The organism is Streptomyces sp. NPDC088116 (genome assembly GCF_044741745.1).
Lineage (GTDB): Bacteria > Actinomycetota > Actinomycetes > Streptomycetales > Streptomycetaceae > Streptomyces.
In genome coordinates this window covers 324,718-343,350 of the sequence record NZ_JBIUTF010000002.1, presented here as the reverse complement: position 1 = coordinate 343,350, position 18,633 = coordinate 324,718, and the positions used below count along the sequence as shown (strand labels likewise).

The window sequence follows — 18,633 nt, the reverse complement described above, 5'->3', positions numbered from 1 at the left end:
ATTCTCCCTGGCCTCAAGGGGCATCTCCCCAATAAGGACAAAGAGCATCTTCCGGACATCCGGAGGAAAATTGATCTCCTCCACTTAGTGCTTCCCGCCTCCGCTTTCATCGGAGGACGCGTCGAGCTTCGACACCTGCTGATCGATGGCGTCCTGCGCGTAGGACTGTGTGCCCTTGATGTTGGACAGATTGCCGAGCGTGGCCGATTCGAGTGCCGCGAACGCGCCGCTCATGCCCCGGAGGAACGACAGGCACATTTCGTTGTTCGCCTCGTACTTCGGGTGGACCTGGCGGTAGAAGTCGTCCGAATAGCCGTCCCACTGCCGGTAGTTCGCCTGGTCGGCGATGAAATCGTCGGCGATCTTGTCCGTCTGGTCCGACAGGCCCGAAATGTCACCGGCCCCCTGCTGAAGACCGGGGATGTTCGCCGTGTACTTGCCCGCCATGCTTACCGTCCCCTCGGCAGTGTGTCGTCCTCGTCCTCATGAATCTCATCTCGCAGCCGGTCGCCCGCGGACCGCCCCATACCGCTTCCCGCACCTCCGTCGAATGCCGAGCCGAAGGCCCGCTCCCAGTCGATGTCCACTCCCCTGACCCCTGACGCCCCGCCGCTCACCTGCGCGAGTGGCGCGAAGGTGTCCATTACTTTACGGGCCATCTGCGCGCGTCCTTCATCGGCCGCCTCCAGTATGGACGCAGCCAACTGCGGTCCCGTCATGGTCTGGTGCTTGCCGTCCAGGAACTTGAGCCCGGTCAGCTCGCCCTGCGGGCCGACCGTGGCCTCCACGACGCGGTCACGCGACCGCACGGTGGCCGTGGCCCGGCTCAGTTCGCCCTCGGCGTGTGCCACGGCGTTCTGCACGGCCTCCAGTTCGGCCATGGCCTGCGACAGCTTCTGTTCCATCGACTCGCTCAACGAACACCCCTCCAACTGGTTGTGCGGGCTTCCCCGGTCGTACGGGTCACCCCGGTCGTACACATCCGGCGCATCCGATACGGCGTCACCGTCACGCTCCGCGTACTGTTCACCGGCCGATCACCGCCGGCGCGCCGCCTTCGTCCGTTCCCCAGACATCCTCGTCCTCGGGCACCCACGAGTCGCGGGCACGGTCACCACTCTGGGTCTGGGTCTGGTTGGGCGCGCCGCCGCCGGCCATCGGTGGGAGGAACGGGTTCTGACCGGCGGTGTTACCGCTCGCCGCGACCCTGACCTCGTCGTCGGCGTAACGGCGGCTCCCGGGAAGGGGCGGCCTCGCGCCCGGCTGCGGACGGCGGTTGTTGACGACATCACCGTCGATCACACTGCGCACGCGCTCGGCCTTCGAGTCCTGCCCGCCACCCGCGCCGCCCATACCGCCGCCCATACCGCCCATGCCGCCGCCCATACCGCCGCCCATGGGCATCCCGCCCGGTGAGCCGGTGCCGCCCGAGGACGAGCCGGTGCCGCCCGAGGCTCCGGCCATGGCGTCCGCGCCGCCCCCTCCGAGGCCCGGGAACGGTCCGCTGTTCAGCTGGGTGCGGTTGTGGTTGGGCGTGCTCGACCCGGAGGACGCCGCGTTGATGTCCTGGGGCGACTCGTAGGGGTTCTCGTCGAACAGTTCCTCCTCGTAGCCGGAGGGGTCGTACGAAGACGAGTTGTAGCCGTCGAGGGAGCCGCCGTTGAGGGGGCCGGAGGTGGGGGGCTGGTAGCCGTTCAGCGGGTTGTCGAGGTCGTTGAGGTAACCGGACCTCGTAGAGCCGTCCGGGTCGGTGATGGTGGTGGAGCCGGTGTCCGGGTCGATCTTCTGGGAGGTGCCGTCCTGGTACTCCGTGACCACGTTGCCCTGCGAGTCCAGCTGCGTACGGCTGCCGTCCGGATTGGGAAGCAGATCACCGGTGTTGAGGGGGCCCGAGACGGTCGATCCGTCGGGCCGCGTCAGGGTCGAGCTGTGCGTGACCGGGTCGATCGTGGTGCGGCTGCCGTCCGGGTATTCGGTGACCACCCGGCCGTTGTCGTCGATGTGCGTCTCGCCGCCGCCGGGTACGTCCAGGACATCGCTGACGGGGAGGTTCAGGGAGCCGTCGTTGACGGGGCCGGAGATGTCGGGCGAGAGAAGGTCGCCATTGTTCAGGAGTCCCTGGCTCTGGCGCTCGTACCGCGACTGGGCCTCGTTCTGCTTCTTCTCCGCCTCTTGCTGAAGCTGGTCCTGCTTGGCCTCGGCCTCGTTCTGCTTCTTCTCCTGCTCGGCCTGGAGCTGTTCCTGCTTGGCTTCCTGTTCGGCCTGCTTGGCCTCTGCCTTGGCCTCCTGCTCGGCCTGCTTCTGCTCGGCCTCCTGCTCCTTGGCCTCCTGCTTCGCCTCCTGCTCGGCCTGCTTCTTCTCCTGCTCGGTCTGGAGAGCTTCCTGCTTGGCCTCCTGCTCGGTACGGATGCGGTCCTGCTTGGCTTCCTGTTCAGCCTGTTTCTGCTCGGCCTCCTTCTCCTTCTCCTCCTGCTTGGCCTCCTGCTCCTTCTCCTTCTCCTCCTGCTTCTTCTCCTGCTCGGCCTCCTTGGCCTCCTGCTTCGCCTCCTGCTCGGCCTGCTTCTGCTCGGCCTCCTGCTCCTTGGCCTCCTGCTTCGCCTCCTGCTCGGCCTGCTTGGCCTCCTGCTCGGCCTCCTTCTTCGCCTGCTCCTTCTTCGCCTCCTCCTGCTGGGCCTTGGCCTGGTTCATCTGGAGCAGCTGCATCTGCTCCTGACGCTGCTGCGCCTCTGCCTGCTTGGCCTCCGCCTCCTTCTCCTTCTGTTCCTGCTTGGCCTCCTGCTCGGCCTGCTTGGCCTCCTGCTCCTTCTCCTTCTCCTCCTGCTTGGCCTCCTGTTCGGCTTCCTTGGCCTCCTGCTTGGCTTCCTGCTCGGCCTGCTTCTGCTCGGCCTCCTTCTCCTTCTGCTCCTGTTCGGCCTTGGCCTCGGCCTCCTTGGCCTCCTGCTTGGCCTCCTGCTCGGCCTGCTTGGCCTCGGCCTCCTTCTCCTTCTGCTCCTGCTTCGCCTCCTGCTCGGCCTCCTTGGCCGCCGCCTTGGCCTCCTGCTCCTTCTCCTTGGCCTCCTGCTCGGCCTTCTCCTTCTCCCGCTCCGCCTTCGCCTCTTCCTTCTCCTTCTCCGCCTTGGCCTCCGCCTCGGCCTTCTCCTTCTCCGCTTCCTCCTTCGCGATCCTGGCCTGCTCCTTCTGCCAGGCTATGAACTCGTCCTGCTTCCGCTGGGCTTCTTCAGCGGCCTTCTTCGCGTCGTCCTCCTTCTTCTTGTTGTCGTCCTCCAGCTTGTCGGCCTTGTCCTCGGCGAGCCCCTCCTTGAGGGAGCCGCCGCCTCGGGACTTGATCTCCCCCAGGTCGAGACTGCTGTTGCTCCAGCTGTTCTTCACATATGCCATGGCATCGATCGCGGCGGCCTCAAGATTGTCCTTGACGGACTGCTGCCACATCCTGAGGGCTTCGTTCCCGATTTCCTCCCAGGTTTTCAGATCCTTCAGGTCACCGAAGTCGAACAGCTTGTCTCGCTGCGCCTTGGCCCTGTTGTCGAACCCCTCATCCGCCACATAGTTCGTGACGTAGCTGTCGTAGGATGGTTCGATCTCGTAAGTGATCTTCGTGATGTTGTGGTCCCACGTATATTCCATCACGTCCGTCAGCAGATCACTGAGCCAGCGCAGCGGGTTCCCCATCTTGAGTTCCCAGTCCATCCAGACGGTGTGCAGATCCACCACCGCTTTCTGGAAATCCTTCTTCGCCTGCCGGATCTCATTCCCCTGCTTCGAACGGAAACTCCCGTTCGCGCTCATGTCATCCGCGTAATCGGTGTACTGCTTGTTGATTTTATGAAGGAGGTCCCAGAAAACACCTGCCGCCTGGCCGCGCCACGCGTCGTTCTTCTCCGTACCGAGCCTGCCTTCCCACTCCTCCACTTTCTGCTGCTGGTTCACGAAAAACTCGGCGACCCGGTCGAAGGAACCGGCCACCACGTCGAAGCTCCCCATCGAGACGGAGTCGACGTCGGCCACGGGAAGGCCGTTCCAGGCGAAACCGTGGGTGCCGAGCTTCTCGTCGTTCCGCAGCTTCTCCAGCGCCAGTCCGGTGCCGTAGGCGTACTGCGTGAGCTTCGTCGTGTCCCAGGTGGGCTTGCCGTCCATCCCCAGGTGTCCGTCGATACTGCTCGTGAAGGTCCCGCCCTCGTAATAGCCTCCGGTAGGCGGTCCGTCCACCGACTTCTGGCCGAGCAGGGTGATGCGCGCCTTGTGCATCGTCACATCCGACCCCGCGCCGCCGCTCGTCGAGTAGAACGGGATGACGAAGTCCGTGTTGTTGATGTCGTAGCCGGCATTCTCGTACAGCCAGTTCAGGTCTTCAGTATCGACGTAGTCGACATAGCCGACATCAGATATCTCCACCTTCATCTGGGGGATACCTTCGTTGCCGACCAGCGTGTCGAACAGATCGGCCCGAGGCGGCGCCTTGAATCCCGTGAAGAACTTGACGGCCTCCGCCCACTTGTCGTTGGTGCCGTCGATGTCGGTAGTAATCTTGCTGGGATCGAGCGCCATGCCGGAAGCCCTTTTCGGTCGGAGGGTACAGATCAGGGAGTACGCGACAGAAGGCGTACGAGAAATCAGAGGAGCGGGCGGAGCCGGAGAATGCGGGAAGGTTCAGACACCGAGCGAGGAAAGCGCGACCGGATCAGTCCTCGTCCTCATCGTCGCCCCCACCACTCCCCCCGGTACCTTCGGAGAGCACATCGTCGACGTCCTCGAAGAAGTCGATGAACTTCTTGCCGTCGATCTTTTCCAGGCTGTCATCCTGCGTCTTGAACATCTTTTCGATGCTGTCCTCGAGGTTGGCCTCCATCTCCTCGAACAGTTCACTCTGCATCTTCAGGATCTCTTCGAGCTGCTCCAGAACGGCGTTCAACGACTTGATCACGTAAGCGCCGTTGGTCCGCTCCCCTTCGTCAGCCGCCATCAGGCCGATCGCGAGCGGAACCTTCTGTCCGTCGTGAAATCCCGCGGCCGTCTTCGCCCCGTTGCCCGCCAGCAGATTCCCCACCGCCGGAGCCTTCAGGTCGCTGGCGGGGGCCTCCCCGTCCTCCCTGATCGCCGCGATCGCCTTCCGGAACGGCTTGATGTCGTCGTCGAGGAACTTCTGCATCCAGGCCTTGTTCACATTGACCGTGGGGGTGTTCTCAGCCATGTCCTACTCCTCCTGCTTGCGCGAAGGGCGGCCGCCGCATGACGTGCACGCGGACGGCCGCCCGGGGAAATGGGGTGTCGCCTACGCGGTCAGCCGCCGATGCGCACGGTCTCCCACAGCTGCGTCAGGGACTTCTCGCTGTACTGGTAGCTGTCGGAGACGTCGGTGAGCAGGGCCGAGTTGTCGGCGAGGATCCGCTTCATCTCCGTGACAGCGTTGTTCCACGCCGTCTGCTTGTCGGTGTACACACCCCGGTCCTCACCCTCCCAGGACTCCTTGAGCGACTGGAGCTCCGCGTCCAGGTTGGTGAGGATGCTGTCGATCGCCTTGGTCTGCTGGACCATGTCGTCGGCGGCGTTGTTCATGTGGGAGTAGTCGACGTAGATCTGTCCGTCGTTGAAATCAGGCATCGTTGACCTCATCTCGCAGCAAGTGCGTCAGGTACAGGCGGGGGAAACGTTCATCCGGATACCCCTGGCGGAGGGGCATCCGGTGCGTGGGCGACCGGTGGCCGGATCAGCCGTGCAGCGCGTTGAAGATCGCGTCGGCCCGGCCGCGCTGCTGCTCGATGGCGTCGCTCGACTCGACCTGCTGCATGCCCTTCGCCCGGCGCGTCTCTTCGAGCGTGTCGGTCATGTTCTGGAGGTTGACGGAGATGATCTCCGCCTGCCGGTCCCACGCCTCCAGCAGCTTCTGGTAGGCCCCGCCGTCGCCGCCCTTGTAGCCGGACGACAGGTTGTTCTTCATGTTCTCGACGTCCTGGCGGCAGTTCTGCACACCGGTGAAGGCACTCTCCAGAGCGGTGATGCCGTTCGCTGTTGCCTGATCCTCTGACTGCTGCCTACCACTGGGACCTGCCATGGGCGTGTGCCTCCTGATTTTCGCCGCCCGGCGTACGACCCGGCGGCATGCGCGACCGGACTTGGAACGTCTGCATCCGGTTGGTCTGGACAACTGAGACTAGAGAGTGGCCAGTTCCGGCTTCAATGGCCTCACTCACTTTCTTCTAGACACGTGTTCGCTTTAGGTGGTTCCCGGTGGAGTTCTCACGCTGGTGAAACATCCTGAGACAAAGCTCACTCCTTGCCGCACCGTGGTGCGGTCGTGCCGCTGCGGCCCAACGCGGCGGCCTCCGGTGTCAGATCGGGCCCCGTCGGCAGCATCGCCAGCAGCGGCGACGGGAGTCCCCGCGCCTGGCCCTCCGAGTAACCGAACGCCGCGAGCGCGTCCGCCGAGCCCACCCGGTACTTCATGCCGGTGTCCGTCACCAGATAGACCGTGGCGCCGACCTTGCTGCCGCCCGCGCCCAGCGCGCGCACCAGGGCCCCGCCGCCCGGCGGCACGGTGATCCTGCCGACCCGCAGACAGGCCGGCGTCAGGCCCTCGGCCGGCGCCTGGGCCTCCGGTCCGAGTTCGCCCGCGCCGACCAGGGCCACGCTGATGCGCGGGCCCCGGTTGTCGGGCTCGACCCGTACACAGGCGGTCCGGTCCTCCGGGACGGCCACAGCCTCCGGCGGCGCCTCGGGGAGGTCCGCGTCGTGCACCGACTCGCCCGCTCCCGGCGCGAGATGACCGCTCAGCACATCCGCGCCCAGCACGGCCACCTTCGCGGCGCCGCCCCCGTACACCTTCTCCCGGGTCTCCGGGGCGCCGAGCAGCAGCGCGGCGCCGGTGGCGGTGAGCGGGGTCAGGCCCTCGCTCCGCAGCAGGTAGTAGCGCTCCTCGGAGCCAGGCACCGTGACCCGGAAGACCTCGCCGACCTTGGTCTCGCGGCCGCCGAGCGACGGTCCGTCCTCGCCCATGTCCGGCACGTCCTGCGGAGTCAGATCGGGCCCCGACGGCAGGGAGTTGAGGAAGGCCGCCGACACGGGCGCCGGCGGTGTGGAGCCGTAACCGAGGGCTTCCCTGGAGCGGTTGTCCTTGTCAAGCCGCAGTTTGCTGCCCCGCCAGACCAGGTAGCCGGCCTTGTCGGGCCCGGCCACCAGCAGGGTCTTCGAGGTGGCCAGGCCGGACGCGTCGGACTGGGCGCCCACGGCGAGGATCGTGCCGGCCGGACCGGTGCTGCCGCCCGAACACACCTGCCATGGGCCGCTGTCCAGGTCGCCGCTCGCGGGCAGCGCGTCGGGGGCCCCGGGAATGCCGACCGGCGCCCCGTGCGGCGTACCGCTCAGTGAGGCGGTGCCGACCGCGGCGGTCTTCAGCTTGGCGCCCAGGAGCATCCGTGCCGAGGCGTAGTTGCGTACCGGCCGCAGCCGCCCGTCCAGGAAGAGATAGCGGGAGCCGGTGTCCTTGTTGACGACGAGGGTTCCGGATGCCCGCCAGGAGTCCTTGGTGCCCGGCTTGAGCAGACCGAGGACGAACGCCCCGGCCGACAGCAGTACGGCGATCACCACACCGATGACCACCCCCCTGTTGGTCCTGCCCTGCGGGCTCTCCGGGGCGTCCGGGTCGGCGCGCAGCATGCCCGAGGTGAGCCGCCCCATGACGAACATGTGCGCCTGAACCTGATCACGTTTGTTCTGCATGTCAGCGTTCGTCCCCTCCGGTTCAGCCGTTGATGGCGCGCAGCATGCCGTACACGCCGAGCACCCACAGCCCCAGGGGCAGCAGGCTGATCGCCAGGCCCGTGTGCAGAATCTCCCCGAGGCGCCCCCAGTACGGGACGAGCCGCCGCCCGGGAACGGTCCAGGAGGCGATGGCGACGGCCGCCGTGGCGGCCAGCAGGCCCGCGGCCGACACCAGTCGCATGCCCGGCGAGTAGTCCGGGACGTAGACGATGACCAGCAGGAGCAGGCCGCCCACGCCCGGGATCACCAGGGAGAGGCGCTGCCAGATGTTGCCCAGGCCCTGCGCGTGCAGGATGAGCAGCAGGGCCAGCGCGACCGTCATGATCGTCTCGGCGAGTTCGGCCTGCCGGGCCAGTACGGCGAGGCAGGCCGCGCAGACCACGCCCACCGCCCCGTACAGCGAGGTCATCCAGCCGTCGGCGAGGATGGCGCGGGCGGACACCGCGGCGGTGGAGTGCGGTTCGATGCCCTCCTGCAACTGCTGCGCGTTGGTCGGCAGGGGCGGCATCCGCATCCCCGACATACGGAACGACAGCGAGGGGACGAACGCCCCGAGGATCACCGCGAGGACCGAGAGGATCCCGGCGGTGTGCACCGGAGCCAGGTCCGTGGCGATGATCAGGACGGCGGCGAGCGCGCCGAACACCGAGATCACGGCGACGCCGAGGTAGAGCGCGGCGAACGAGGCCACGATGGCCAGCGCGAGCACCGCGCCGCCCGCTCCCGCCGCGCAGGCCGCGAGCAGCCGCGCGCCCAGCGTCTCGTACGCGTGCGGGCCGCTGAGCTGACCGCCCGGCAGCAGCCAGCCGGCCAGCGCCAGATACGGCCCCACCATGAAGCCCAGCACCGCTCCGGCGCCGGAGTCGCCGACCGCGCGGCTCGCCGCGCCCGCGCCCGCGAGCAGCAGCAGCCCCGCTGCGGCGGCGAACGCGGCCCTGGGGAGCGCGGAGCCGCCCGGCAGCGCGATCACGATCATGCCGCCGACGAGCACCGCGACCACGACACCGAGGAGCGCCCACCGGCTGACCTTCGGGCTCCAGCCGTACGGGTGCTCCCGCATGGTGGTGGAGATGCCGTCCACCAGGTCGTCGAGGTGCACTTCGGGCAGTGCCTCGTTGCGCGGTCTGAGGTAGAGGGTCTCGCCGTCCCGCAACCCGTACGAGTCGAGGGTGCGTTCCTCGTCCATCGGTTCGCCGCCGAGGCGCTGGAGTATCCAGCCTCCGTGGTCGATACCGGCTTCTTCGAGGCCGTCGCCGCCGTAGCCGAGGACCGCGGGGAGCAGGTCCGCGACGGGGACGTCGGCGGGCACGGCGAGATCGATGCTCTTGGCGGGGGCTCGTACCGTCAGACGGCACAGCTCGGCCACCTGATTGTCAGTCATCGGGATGGCTCACGCTTCTCCGTTGGTACTGCTGAGAATGGGACGGAACGCTGGAAGACGCGCCACCGAACATCACGCGTCGCTGTCGCGCTCCATAACAAGCTGAATGGGGCCGGTTGGTATCGGCCAGCGGGACGATCGTAGTATCAGCCGCCTGCCGTGGACGATGTGGCCTGTGGCACAGACTTTCTCATGACGAGTGGGCGTCCCAGCCCGTCAACGACGTTCTGCCCCGCTCTCCCTCACCCTGCCCCGTAAGGAGACGGTTCCTTGAGTGTGGTCCTGTTCCGCCGCCCGGCCCGACGCCGCGGCCCGGAGATGCCCGACGGGGAGCTGAATCTCCAGGAGCCGCCGACGCTCCCCGAAGTGGTGCCCGACACCTCCGCCGTGTGGACCTATCTCCCCATGGCACTCATGTCCGTTTCCATGATGTTCATGTTCATGCGCCCCGGCATGACCAGGGGCAGCGGTGGATTCATCTATCTCGCCCTGGGTCTCATGGTGGTGGCCTCCGCCGCCATGCTGATCGGCCAGATGATGAAGCGCAGCAGCGAGCGCAAGCAGAAGCTCAAGGGCGAGCGACGCGACTACCTGCGCTACCTCACCCAGATCCGGCGCAAGGTGCGCGGCGCCGTCGTCGACCAGCAGCGGGCGCTGGCCTGGCGCCACCCCGAGCCCGCCGCGCTGTGGTCGATGGTGGGCACCACCCGGCTGTGGGAACGCAGGCCGCGCGACGAGGACTTCGGCGAGATCCGGGTCGCGGTCGGCGAGCAGAAGCTGGGCCTGAAGCTGACCCCGAACGCCACCACCCCCGTCGAGGATCTGGAACCGCTCAGCGCGCACGCCCTGCGCAGCTTCATCCGCGCCTACGCGACCGTGCCCGACCAGCCCATCGCGCTCTACCTGCGCGCCTGGGCCCGGGTCCTGTTCCGGGGTGACGAGGAGCGGATACGTTCCGTCGCCCGCGCCCTCGTCGCCCAACTGGCCACCTTCCACTCGCCGGACGACGTGTGGATCGCGCTGTGCGTCTCCGACGAGCGGCGCGCGGACTGGGAGTGGGCGAAGTGGCTCCCGCACAGCCTCCACCGGCACGACACCGACGGAGCCGGGCCCACCCGGATGACCGTCTCCGCCTTCAACGAGCTGGAGGACCTGCTCGGCGCGGAGTTCCTGGAGAGGCCCCAGTTCGACCCGGACGCCGTCGCCGGGCGCGAGGAACCGTTCACCGTGATCGTGGTGGACGGCGGCACCATCCCGGGCGGCCACCGCCTGGACGGCCCCGGCTTCCGCAACACCGTCGTACTGGACCTGACCGGCGCGCTCAGCTGGCGGCCCGGCCGGGTCACCCTGCGCTTCGAGGTGACCGAGGACTCCTTCGCGCTGGTACGCACCGACCGGGACCGCAAGGAGCAGACCACGCGGCTCGGCAGCCCGGACAGCTTCGGCCCGACGGCCGCGACGGCCCTGGCGCGGCGGCTCGCCCCGTACCGCATGGGCATGGGCGGGGGTTCGGACGCCTCCGAACCGCTGGCGACGAACGTCGAACTGACCACGCTGCTGGGCATTCCGGACCTGCACCGCCACGAACCGCCCGACCTGTGGCGGCAGAACATCGGATCCAGCCGGCTGAAGGTGCCGATCGCGCTCGGCGCGGACGGCGAACCGGTGGAACTCGACATCAAGGAATCCGCACAGGGCGGTACCGGGCCGCACGGCATGCTCATCGGCGCCACCGGCTCCGGCAAGAGCGAACTGCTGCGCACCCTCGTCCTCGCGCTCGCGCTGACGAACTCCTCCGAGACGCTCAACTTCGTCCTCGTGGACTTCAAGGGTGGTGCCACCTTCCTCGGCCTGGACGAACTGCCGCACACCTCCGCCGTCATCACCAACCTGGCCGGCGAGGCGGCGCTCGTCTCCCGTATGCAGGACGCCCTGCACGGTGAACTGATGCGCCGTCAGGAACTGCTGCGGTCGGCCGGCAACTACACCTCGGCCCTGGACTACGAGAAGGCACGGTCCTCCGGGGTCGCGCTGGAACCGCTGCCCAGCCTGTTCGTCGTCGTCGACGAGTTCAGCGAACTGCTCGCCGCGCACCGGGAGTTCATGGAGCTGTTCGTGATGATCGGCCGGCTCGGCCGAAGCCTCGGTGTGCATCTGCTGCTCGCCTCGCAGCGGCTCGACGAGGGCCGTATGCACCAGCTGGAGAGCCACCTCTCCTACCGGATCGGCCTGCGGACCTTCTCCGCCATGGAGAGCCGTGGCGTCCTGGGCGTGCCGGACGCCTACCAGCTGCCGCCGCACCCCGGCAGCGGCTTCCTCAAGTCCGGTGTGGAGGCGCTGGCCCGCTTCCGTGCCGCGTACGTCTCCGGCCCGTACCAGCAGCGGCGCGGCAGCGCCAACCAGGCGCGGGTGGCCAGCCAGACCGTGCCGTGGACCAACAGCTACGTCGTACCGCGGCAGTTGCCCGACGCGCCGGAGCCCGAGCCCGTGCAGGAGGAGGAGACCGGCGACACGCTGCTGTCCGTGGCCGTGGAACGCCTCCAGGGCGCCGGGCCGCCGGCCCGCCAGGTGTGGCTGCCGCCGCTGGATCTGCCGGCGACGCTCGACCAGGTCCTGCCGCCGCTCACCCCGGACCACGACTTCGGGCTGACCACCGCCGGCTCGGCGCACCGCGGCAAGCTCACCATCCCGATCGGCATCGTCGACCGGCCCTTCGACCAGCTCCGCGACCTGCTGACCCTCGACCTCTCGGGCGCGGGCGGGCACATCGCCATCGCCGGTGGTCCGCAGAGCGGCAAGAGCACGATGGTGCGCACCATCCTGACCGCGCTGGCGCTCACCCACACACCCCAGGAAGTGCAGTTCTACTGCCTCGACTTCGGTGGCGGCACGCTCGCGGGGCTGAACGGACTGCCCCACATGAGCGGGGTCGCCGCGCGCCTGGACGCCGAGCGGGTGGGCCGTACGATCTCCGAGGTCACCTCGCTGCTGGAGGCGCGGGAGCGGTTCTTCCTCGACCAGGGCATCGACTCCATGGCGAGCTTCCGCCGCCGCCGGGCCGCCGGGGAGTTCCCCCACGAGAAGCACGGCGACGTGTTCCTGGTGATCGACGGCTGGTCGACGGTCCGTCAGGACTTCGACCGGAAGATCCAGACGTTCGGCGCGATCGCCGCGCGCGGCCTCAACTACGGCATCCACCTGATCGTCACCACCGCCCGCTGGGTGGAGCTGACCTCGTCGATCCGTGACCAGGCCGCGACCCATCTGGAACTGCGGATGGGTGACCCGATGGACTCCGAGATCGACATGCGCCGTGCCGCGACCGTACCGCGCCTGCCCGGCCGGGGCCTGACCCGGGAGGGCAAGCTGCACTACCTCACGGCGCTCCCCCGGATCGACGGGGTGGAGTCGGCGGACGACCTGTCCGAGGGTGTCGCCGGACTCGTCGCGGCCGTCAAGGAGAGCTGGCAGGGCCCGCCCGCCCCGCGGGTACGGATGCTGCCGACCAAGCTGCCGATCGCCGAACTCCCCGCGCCCGAGGGCGACTTCCGGGTGCCCATCGGTCTGGAGGAGGAGCGGCTCTCCACTGTGTGGCACGACTTCTCCGAGACTCCGCACATGATCGTGGTCGGCGACACGGAGAGCGGCAAGACCAACATGCTGCGCCTGACGGCCAAGGCGATCATGGACCGGTACACCCCGGCCGAGGCCCGGATCATGGTCGTGGACTACCGCCGCGCCCTGGTCGAGGCGATCCCGGACGAATACCGCCTCGGACACGCGGTGTCCATGGACGCGTTGAAGGAACTGGTCGCCGGCGCCGCCCGCGCGGTCACGGCGCGCCTGCCGGGAGAGGACATCTCCCCGTCCCGGATGCGGCTGGCCGACTGGTGGACCGGCCCGAGGCTGTTCATCCTGGTCGACGACTACGACATGCTGGGCACGAGCCCGATGAACGCGCCGTTCGACCCGCTGCTGAACCACCTGGCACTCGGCTACGAGGTGGGCCTGCACCTGATCGTCTCCCGCTCGGCGGCCGGCGCGGGCCGCGGCCTGGGCGAGATCCTGCTGCGCCGCATGCAGGAGGTCAACACGCCGACCCTGCTGCTGTCCTGCCCGCCGTCGGAGGGCTTCATCCTCGGCAGCCTCAAGGGCCGCAACCTGCCGCCGGGGCGGGGGACGCGGATCACCCGTCGCAAGACGACGCAGGTGCAGACGGCGATGCTGGGAGACGGAGACATCTGACGGGGCCAAGCCTCCCGGAAGCATGACCGGGCCCTCCCCGAACCGGGGAGGGCCCTTTCCGGTTGGGGGCCCGGACGGCCCGGGGCGCGGGGCACGGGGGAGCACGAGGCGCGGGGCGCGGGGGGCACGAGGCGCGGGGGCACGGGGCGCGGGGCCGACCGTACCGAATTTCCCGGGATACGGAGTTCCGGGTACGAGTGGCTGCTCGTACCCCGGCCTCCCTCACGAGCCCCGCTGAGCGCCGGGCGCCGCGCGCCGGGAGGGTGCCCTAGCTTCCCGCCGGGCGCCAGCCGCGTGCGCGGCCTCGGGGGATGACCGCCGCCGCCGCGGCCACCAGCAGCACGATTCCCCCGCCGACTCCCGCGATGATCAGCGCCCGTTCGCGCGGTTCGGCGGAAACGGGGGGCGGGACCACTGCCGCCGCCGGCTTGGGCCTGTCGCCCTGACGGTCCGTCAGTACGGCTGTGAGCGCGGCGTACGGGTCCAGCCGCGGCGGGGCCGCCGGGTAGGCCGCCACCGTGAGCTGGCGGGACACCTCCGTCGCCGACATGTCCGGATGCCGCGTCCGCACCAGCGCCGCCGCTCCCGCGACGTTCGCGGCGGCCAGCGAGGCGCCCGAGCCGATGAAGTGGCCCGAGCCCTCGGGGCCGACGCTCACCACCGCGTCGCCGGGCGCCGCCAGGTCGGCGCCGGGCACCACCGGGGCGTTGTCCGGGCGGCCCCCGTCGGGGCCGTAGTCCGTCACGGCCAGCACCCCGGGGGCCGCCGCGGGCCAGTACCAGGGTTCCGGCTTCTCGGTGTCGCCGGTGGCGCGGTCCTTGGGCAGCGCGTCCGGGGCGAGCGGGGCGACGACGAGGGCGTCCTTCTCGCTCGCGTACACGACGGCCGCCGTCAGCACGGACTTGCCGGTGGCCAGCGCCTGTCCGACGTAGATGACAGAGGCCCCGGCGTCGGCGGCCTCGCGTATCCCGCCGGCGAGTTGGTCCGCCGTGGCCTGGCCCCGCTGGTCCGTGCCCTGTACGGCCAGGATCCGCGCCTGGGGCGCAACCCCCGCTATGCCCTTGCCGCCGGTGCGTGTCGCGGCGATCAGACCGGCCGCGAAGGTGCCGTGCCCGACACAGTCCTGGCCCGCGCCGCCGAGCGCGGTGACCCGTCCGGACAGCCCGGCCGCGTCCTGCCCCACCCCCGTGTCGACGACCGCGACCGTCGTCCCGGCGCCCCGCGAGAGCGTCCGGGACCGTTCGAGCCCCAGCGCCCCCGATGTCCACGAATCGGCCTCGGCCTTCTTCGATGAGGCCTCCACGCACGGCTCGTCCGGCCCCAGGGCGGACCGTACGACGGGCAGTCCGACGGATTCCGCGGCGGCGGGCGCCGCTCCGGCGACGGTCAGCGGTACGGCCACCAGCAGGGCGGCGGCCACCGCCGACGCGACCGGACGGCGGTGGGTACGAGCACAGTCCATGGCGCGCATGATATGCGCCGCCGGTGGAGGCGGAACGTACAGGTGGGGGCCTTGAGTTCAGGAACGGGCGGAGGCCGGACATCCAAAAGGGCCGCGACCCCGGCGCCGCCCCGGGGCGACCCCGGCGCCGCCCAGAAGGACACCGCCCGGAAAACACCGTCCGGCCCCGGAAGCGCACGCGGCGGCCGACACGTGTACGGCGCCCCACCCGCGGCCGCCGGGCCGACAACGTGAACTCCTCCCTCTCGCCTGGAAGATCTCAGCCTCGTTCCCGTAGCCTTCACGCGTGCGCACAGCCGTACGAAGATCCTCTCCCCGTTCCGCCCCGGGCGGGGAAGACCGGCGGCAGCGGCACCACAACGAGGAGGTTCGAGCGTGTCACGGCAGTTGCTCACGGTCTGCCCGGAACAACCGGAGAGCTTCCGGACGATCGGTGAGGCTCTGGCTCAGGCGCGTACCGGTGCGGTGATCCGGGTCCGTCCCGGCCGTTACCCCGAGAACCTCACGGTCAAAACCCGCGTCACCATCGCCGCCGAGGGCGAGCGGGGCAGCGTGGAGATCTGCCCGCGCCGGGGCACCGCGATCCTCCTGGTCGCCGACGCCGTGATGCTCACCGACCTGACGCTGCGCGGTGGCAGCGAGGACCTGCCGGTGGTGGACTCCCCGCGCGGCCAGGTCGCCATGGACGGCTGCACGGTCGTGGGCTCGGGCTGGACGGCCGTGATCGCCCGGGACACCGGCTCCGTGGCCATGCGGGACTGCCGGGTCAGCAATCCGGACGGCGCCGGAGTCGTGGACTCCGCGCCCACCGGCAGCACCGTGGCCGATTCCGTCCTGGAGAATTTCGGCACCTCCGCCGTCGTCATGGGCGAGCAGGCCCGTACGACCGTGCGCGGCTGCCGGTTGCGCGACGCCCGCGCCAACGGCGTGCTGGCCAGCGGCGAGTCGCAGGGGCTGGTGGAGGACTGCGAGATCTCCGGCACGGACAAGCCCGCCGTCGCCCTGGAGGGCCGGAGCAGCACCCGCGTCGTGCGCACCACGGTCCGGGGCAGCGCGGTCGGTGTCTACATCACGAGCGGCTCCCGCCCGTCCCTGGAGTACGTGACGGTCACGAACACCACGGGCCCCGGCTTCATGCTCGCCTCGAACGCCGATCCCGAGCTGCTGGGCTGCCGCACCTCACGTACCAAGGGCAGCGGTCTCGCCGTCACCGAGCGCTCCCGGGGCACCTTCCAGGACTGCGAGTTCGACTCCGCGGCCGAGCCCGCGATCCGGGTGATCGGCTCCAGCGCGCCCAGCCTCACCGGCACGGTGGTGCGGGACTGCGCCGACAAGACCGCCGCCGTCCTGCTGGAGGAGGAGTCCGCGCCGGAGTTCGACGGGCTGGTGGTCACGGACGCGGCCGCCACCGCGATCCGGATACGCACCGGCGCCAATCCGCTGGTGCGCCGCGCGCGGATCACCTCTCCGGGCGGACACGGCGTGGAGGTGATCGAGGACGGGCGCGGCCGGCTGGAGCACTGCGAGATCGAGAAAGCGGGCGCCACCGCGCTCCGTATCGCCTCGGGCGGCAACCCCGAGGTCCGCGACACGGTCATGCTCGCGGCGGCCGAGGTCTCGGTCTCCGTCGGCGCTGAGGGTCTCGGCACCGTCCGGGACTGCCGGATCGAGAACAGTTCGGCGTCCGCCATCGCCGTGGAGAACGGCGGCGAACTGTCCGTGGTCCGCGCCCACATCATGGACTCGGGCGCCCACGGCATCCTGCTGTCGAACGGCGCCCGCGCCGCCCTCAACGCCTGCCAGATCACCGGCTGTCTCGGCGACGGCATCCGGATCGACAGCACCGAGACGGTCTCCGTCGTCGGCTGCTCGGTCCGGGACAACCGCGGCGCGGGCCTGCGGCAGTCCCGCGCGAGCGAGCGGCTCACGGTGGAGGACCTGAACAGCGCGGGCAACGTCACACCGGACGCGTGGGGCGACACGATCGAGGCGGGCGGGGCGGGAGGGGCGGACGGCGAGAAGGCCAAGGTCCCCGAAGGCCCGCTGGAGGAGCTGGAGTCGCTGGTCGGCCTCGCCGACGTCAAGCACCAGGTCCGTACCCTCGTCAACCTCAACCAGCTCGCCCAGCGCCGGGCCCAGCTCGGCATGCCGGTCCCGCCGATGAGCCGCCACCTGGTCTTCTCCGGCCCGCCCGGTACCGGCAAGACCACCGTCGCCCGGCTGTACGGAGGCATCCTGGCGGAGCTGGGAGTGCTGCGTTCCGGACATCTGGTGGAGGTGTCCCGGGCCGACCTCGTCGCGCAGATCATCGGTGGTACGGCCATCAAGACCACCGAGGCGTTCAACGACGCCCTCGGCGGTGTGCTGTTCGTCGACGAGGCGTACACCCTGCTGTCCGACGGCAAGGGCTCCGGCGCGGACTTCGGCCGCGAGGCCGTCGACACCCTGCTCAAACTGATGGAGGACCACCGCGACGACGTCGTCGTCATCGCCGCGGGCTACACGGACGAGATGGGCACCTTCCTCTCCTCCAACCCGGGCCTGGCCTCCCGGTTCACCCGCACCATCGAGTTCGCCAACTACTCGGTCGACGAGCTGGTGACGATCACCGAGAGCATGTGCGGGGCCCACCGGTACGAGCTGGACCCGCGGACCCTGGACGCCCTCGCCCGGCACTACGAACTGATGCCGCGCGACGCCACCTTCGGCAATGGCCGTGCGGCCCGCCGGGTGTTCGAGGAGATGGTGGACCGGCAGGCCTTCCGGCTCAGCTCCATGAAGGACCCGGCGGAGAGCGACCTGACGCTCCTGCTGCCCGAGGACGTGACACCGGACACCGCCACCGGCGCGGACTCCGGCCCGGACTCGGGGCAGTTGCTCGCCGAGCTGGACGCCATGGTCGGCCTGGCGGCCGTCAAGAACGAGGTGACCGCCCTGGTCAACCTGCTCACCGCCACCAGACAGCGCGAGGCCGCCGGCCTGCCCACCCCGAAGATCAGCCAGCACCTGATCTTCTCCGGCCCGCCCGGCACCGGAAAGACCACCGTCGCCCGGCTCTACGCGGACCTGCTGCGCTCCCTCGGCGTCCTGCCCAAGGGCCAGCTCGTCGAGGTCGCACGCGCCGACCTGGTGGGCCGCTACGTGGGCCACACCGCGCAGAACACCAAGGAAGCCTTCGAACGGGCCATAGGCGGTGTGCTGTTCGTCGACGAGGCGTACACCCTGACGCCCGAGGGCTCGTCCTCCGACTTCGGCCGCGAGGCCGTCGACACCCTGCTCAAACTGATGGAGGACCACCGCGACGAGGTCGTGGTCATCGCCGCGGGCTATACGGAGGAGATGCAGCGCTTCCTGTCCTCCAACCCGGGCCTGGCCTCGCGGTTCTCCCGCTCGGTCGAGTTCGAGAACTACACCACGGACGAGCTGATCGAGATCCTGACCAAGCACGCCTCGGGCTATGGGTACGACTCCGCCCCGGAAACCCTCAAGGCGCTGCACACCTATGTGGACGCCCTGCCGCGCGACCGTTCCTTCGGCAACGCCCGCACGGCCCGCCAGCTGCTGGAGACCATGATGACAAGGCAGGCGGGCCGCATCGGCGCCCTGCCCGCGCCGGACCTGGACGACCTGCGCCTGCTGCTCCCGGCAGACCTCCCTCCGCTGCCCGTCCCCGCCTCACCGCGCACCGGCTGAGAGGCGGCCGGGGGCCCTGGGCCCCCGGCCGTCACCGCGGGGCCGGAGAGCCAGATCACCCCTCGCGCGGCGGATATCGATTGCGTGCACGGAAAGG

The 18,633-nt window shown here is 69.5% G+C and carries 11 protein-coding genes; 2 read left to right on the top strand and 9 right to left on the bottom strand.

The features are described from left to right. Positions 1-84 precede the first annotated feature (84 nt). The 8 genes from ACIOJD_RS08160 to eccD all read right to left on the bottom strand — a co-directional run bounded on the left by ACIOJD_RS08160 (position 85) and on the right by eccD (position 9,136). Positions 85-447, bottom strand: a complete 363-nt coding sequence (locus tag ACIOJD_RS08160; RefSeq protein ID WP_401909703.1) for a hypothetical protein — start codon at positions 445-447, stop codon at positions 85-87. Between the two features lie 2 nt (positions 448-449). Next, positions 450-917 carry a YbaB/EbfC family nucleoid-associated protein gene (locus ACIOJD_RS08155; RefSeq protein ID WP_401909700.1) on the bottom strand — a complete coding sequence of 156 codons (468 nt, stop codon included), beginning with the start codon at positions 915-917 and terminating at the stop codon, positions 450-452. A gap of 109 nt (positions 918-1,026) precedes the next feature. Next, a complete protein-coding gene (locus tag ACIOJD_RS08150) occupies positions 1,027-4,545 on the bottom strand; it encodes an AAWKG family protein (RefSeq protein WP_401909697.1) in 3,519 nt (1,172 codons plus the stop codon). Between the two features lie 133 nt (positions 4,546-4,678). After that, complete coding sequence (locus ACIOJD_RS08145; protein WP_401909695.1) at positions 4,679-5,188, bottom strand: type VII secretion system-associated protein; 510 nt, start codon at positions 5,186-5,188, stop codon at positions 4,679-4,681. A gap of 89 nt (positions 5,189-5,277) precedes the next feature. Further along, positions 5,278-5,598 carry a WXG100 family type VII secretion target gene (locus ACIOJD_RS08140; RefSeq protein ID WP_401909693.1) on the bottom strand — a complete coding sequence of 107 codons (321 nt, stop codon included), beginning with the start codon at positions 5,596-5,598 and terminating at the stop codon, positions 5,278-5,280. Between the two features lie 106 nt (positions 5,599-5,704). Then, positions 5,705-6,049, bottom strand: a complete 345-nt coding sequence (locus ACIOJD_RS08135; RefSeq protein ID WP_401909691.1) for a WXG100 family type VII secretion target — start codon at positions 6,047-6,049, stop codon at positions 5,705-5,707. A gap of 215 nt (positions 6,050-6,264) precedes the next feature. Next, a complete protein-coding gene (eccB, locus tag ACIOJD_RS08130) occupies positions 6,265-7,713 on the bottom strand; it encodes a type VII secretion protein EccB (protein WP_401909688.1) in 1,449 nt (482 codons plus the stop codon). Between the two features lie 22 nt (positions 7,714-7,735). Next, positions 7,736-9,136, bottom strand: coding sequence for a type VII secretion integral membrane protein EccD (gene eccD, locus ACIOJD_RS08125; protein ID WP_401909686.1), 1,401 nt, complete (start codon positions 9,134-9,136; stop codon positions 7,736-7,738). 276 nt (positions 9,137-9,412) lie between these two features. Between eccD and eccCa the strand changes: the two genes are divergently transcribed. Further along, the gene (eccCa, locus tag ACIOJD_RS08120; RefSeq protein ID WP_401911627.1) at positions 9,413-13,381 is read left to right on the top strand and encodes a type VII secretion protein EccCa; all 3,969 of its coding nucleotides are present in this window, start codon (positions 9,413-9,415) and stop codon (positions 13,379-13,381) included. Between the two features lie 268 nt (positions 13,382-13,649). Here eccCa and ACIOJD_RS08115 read toward each other — a convergent pair whose 3' ends face one another. Further along, positions 13,650-14,843 carry a S8 family serine peptidase gene (locus tag ACIOJD_RS08115; RefSeq protein WP_401909683.1) on the bottom strand — a complete coding sequence of 398 codons (1,194 nt, stop codon included), beginning with the start codon at positions 14,841-14,843 and terminating at the stop codon, positions 13,650-13,652. Between the two features lie 375 nt (positions 14,844-15,218). Here ACIOJD_RS08115 and ACIOJD_RS08110 point away from each other — a divergent pair, with 375 nt between their 5' ends. Then, positions 15,219-18,536 (top strand): right-handed parallel beta-helix repeat-containing protein, encoded by a 3,318-nt coding sequence (locus tag ACIOJD_RS08110; RefSeq protein ID WP_401909682.1) that lies wholly within the window; start codon positions 15,219-15,221, stop codon positions 18,534-18,536. Positions 18,537-18,633 lie beyond the last annotated feature (97 nt).

Bases quoted from the DNA above. Each gene is read 5' to 3' on its own strand.
- ACIOJD_RS08140 (WP_401909693.1), bottom strand. From the start codon at position 5,598: ATGCCTGATTTCAACGACGGACAGATCTACGTCGACTACTCCCACATG.
- eccD (WP_401909686.1), bottom strand. From the start codon at position 9,136: ATGACTGACAATCAGGTGGCCGAGCTGTGCCGTCTGACGGTACGAGCC.
- ACIOJD_RS08160 (WP_401909703.1), bottom strand. From the start codon at position 447: ATGGCGGGCAAGTACACGGCGAACATCCCCGGTCTTCAGCAGGGGGCC.
- ACIOJD_RS08145 (WP_401909695.1), bottom strand. From the start codon at position 5,188: ATGGCTGAGAACACCCCCACGGTCAATGTGAACAAGGCCTGGATGCAG.
- ACIOJD_RS08150 (WP_401909697.1), bottom strand. From the start codon at position 4,545: ATGGCGCTCGATCCCAGCAAGATTACTACCGACATCGACGGCACCAAC.
- ACIOJD_RS08115 (WP_401909683.1), bottom strand. From the start codon at position 14,843: ATGGACTGTGCTCGTACCCACCGCCGTCCGGTCGCGTCGGCGGTGGCC.
- ACIOJD_RS08135 (WP_401909691.1), bottom strand. From the start codon at position 6,049: ATGGCAGGTCCCAGTGGTAGGCAGCAGTCAGAGGATCAGGCAACAGCG.
- eccB (WP_401909688.1), bottom strand. From the start codon at position 7,713: ATGCAGAACAAACGTGATCAGGTTCAGGCGCACATGTTCGTCATGGGG.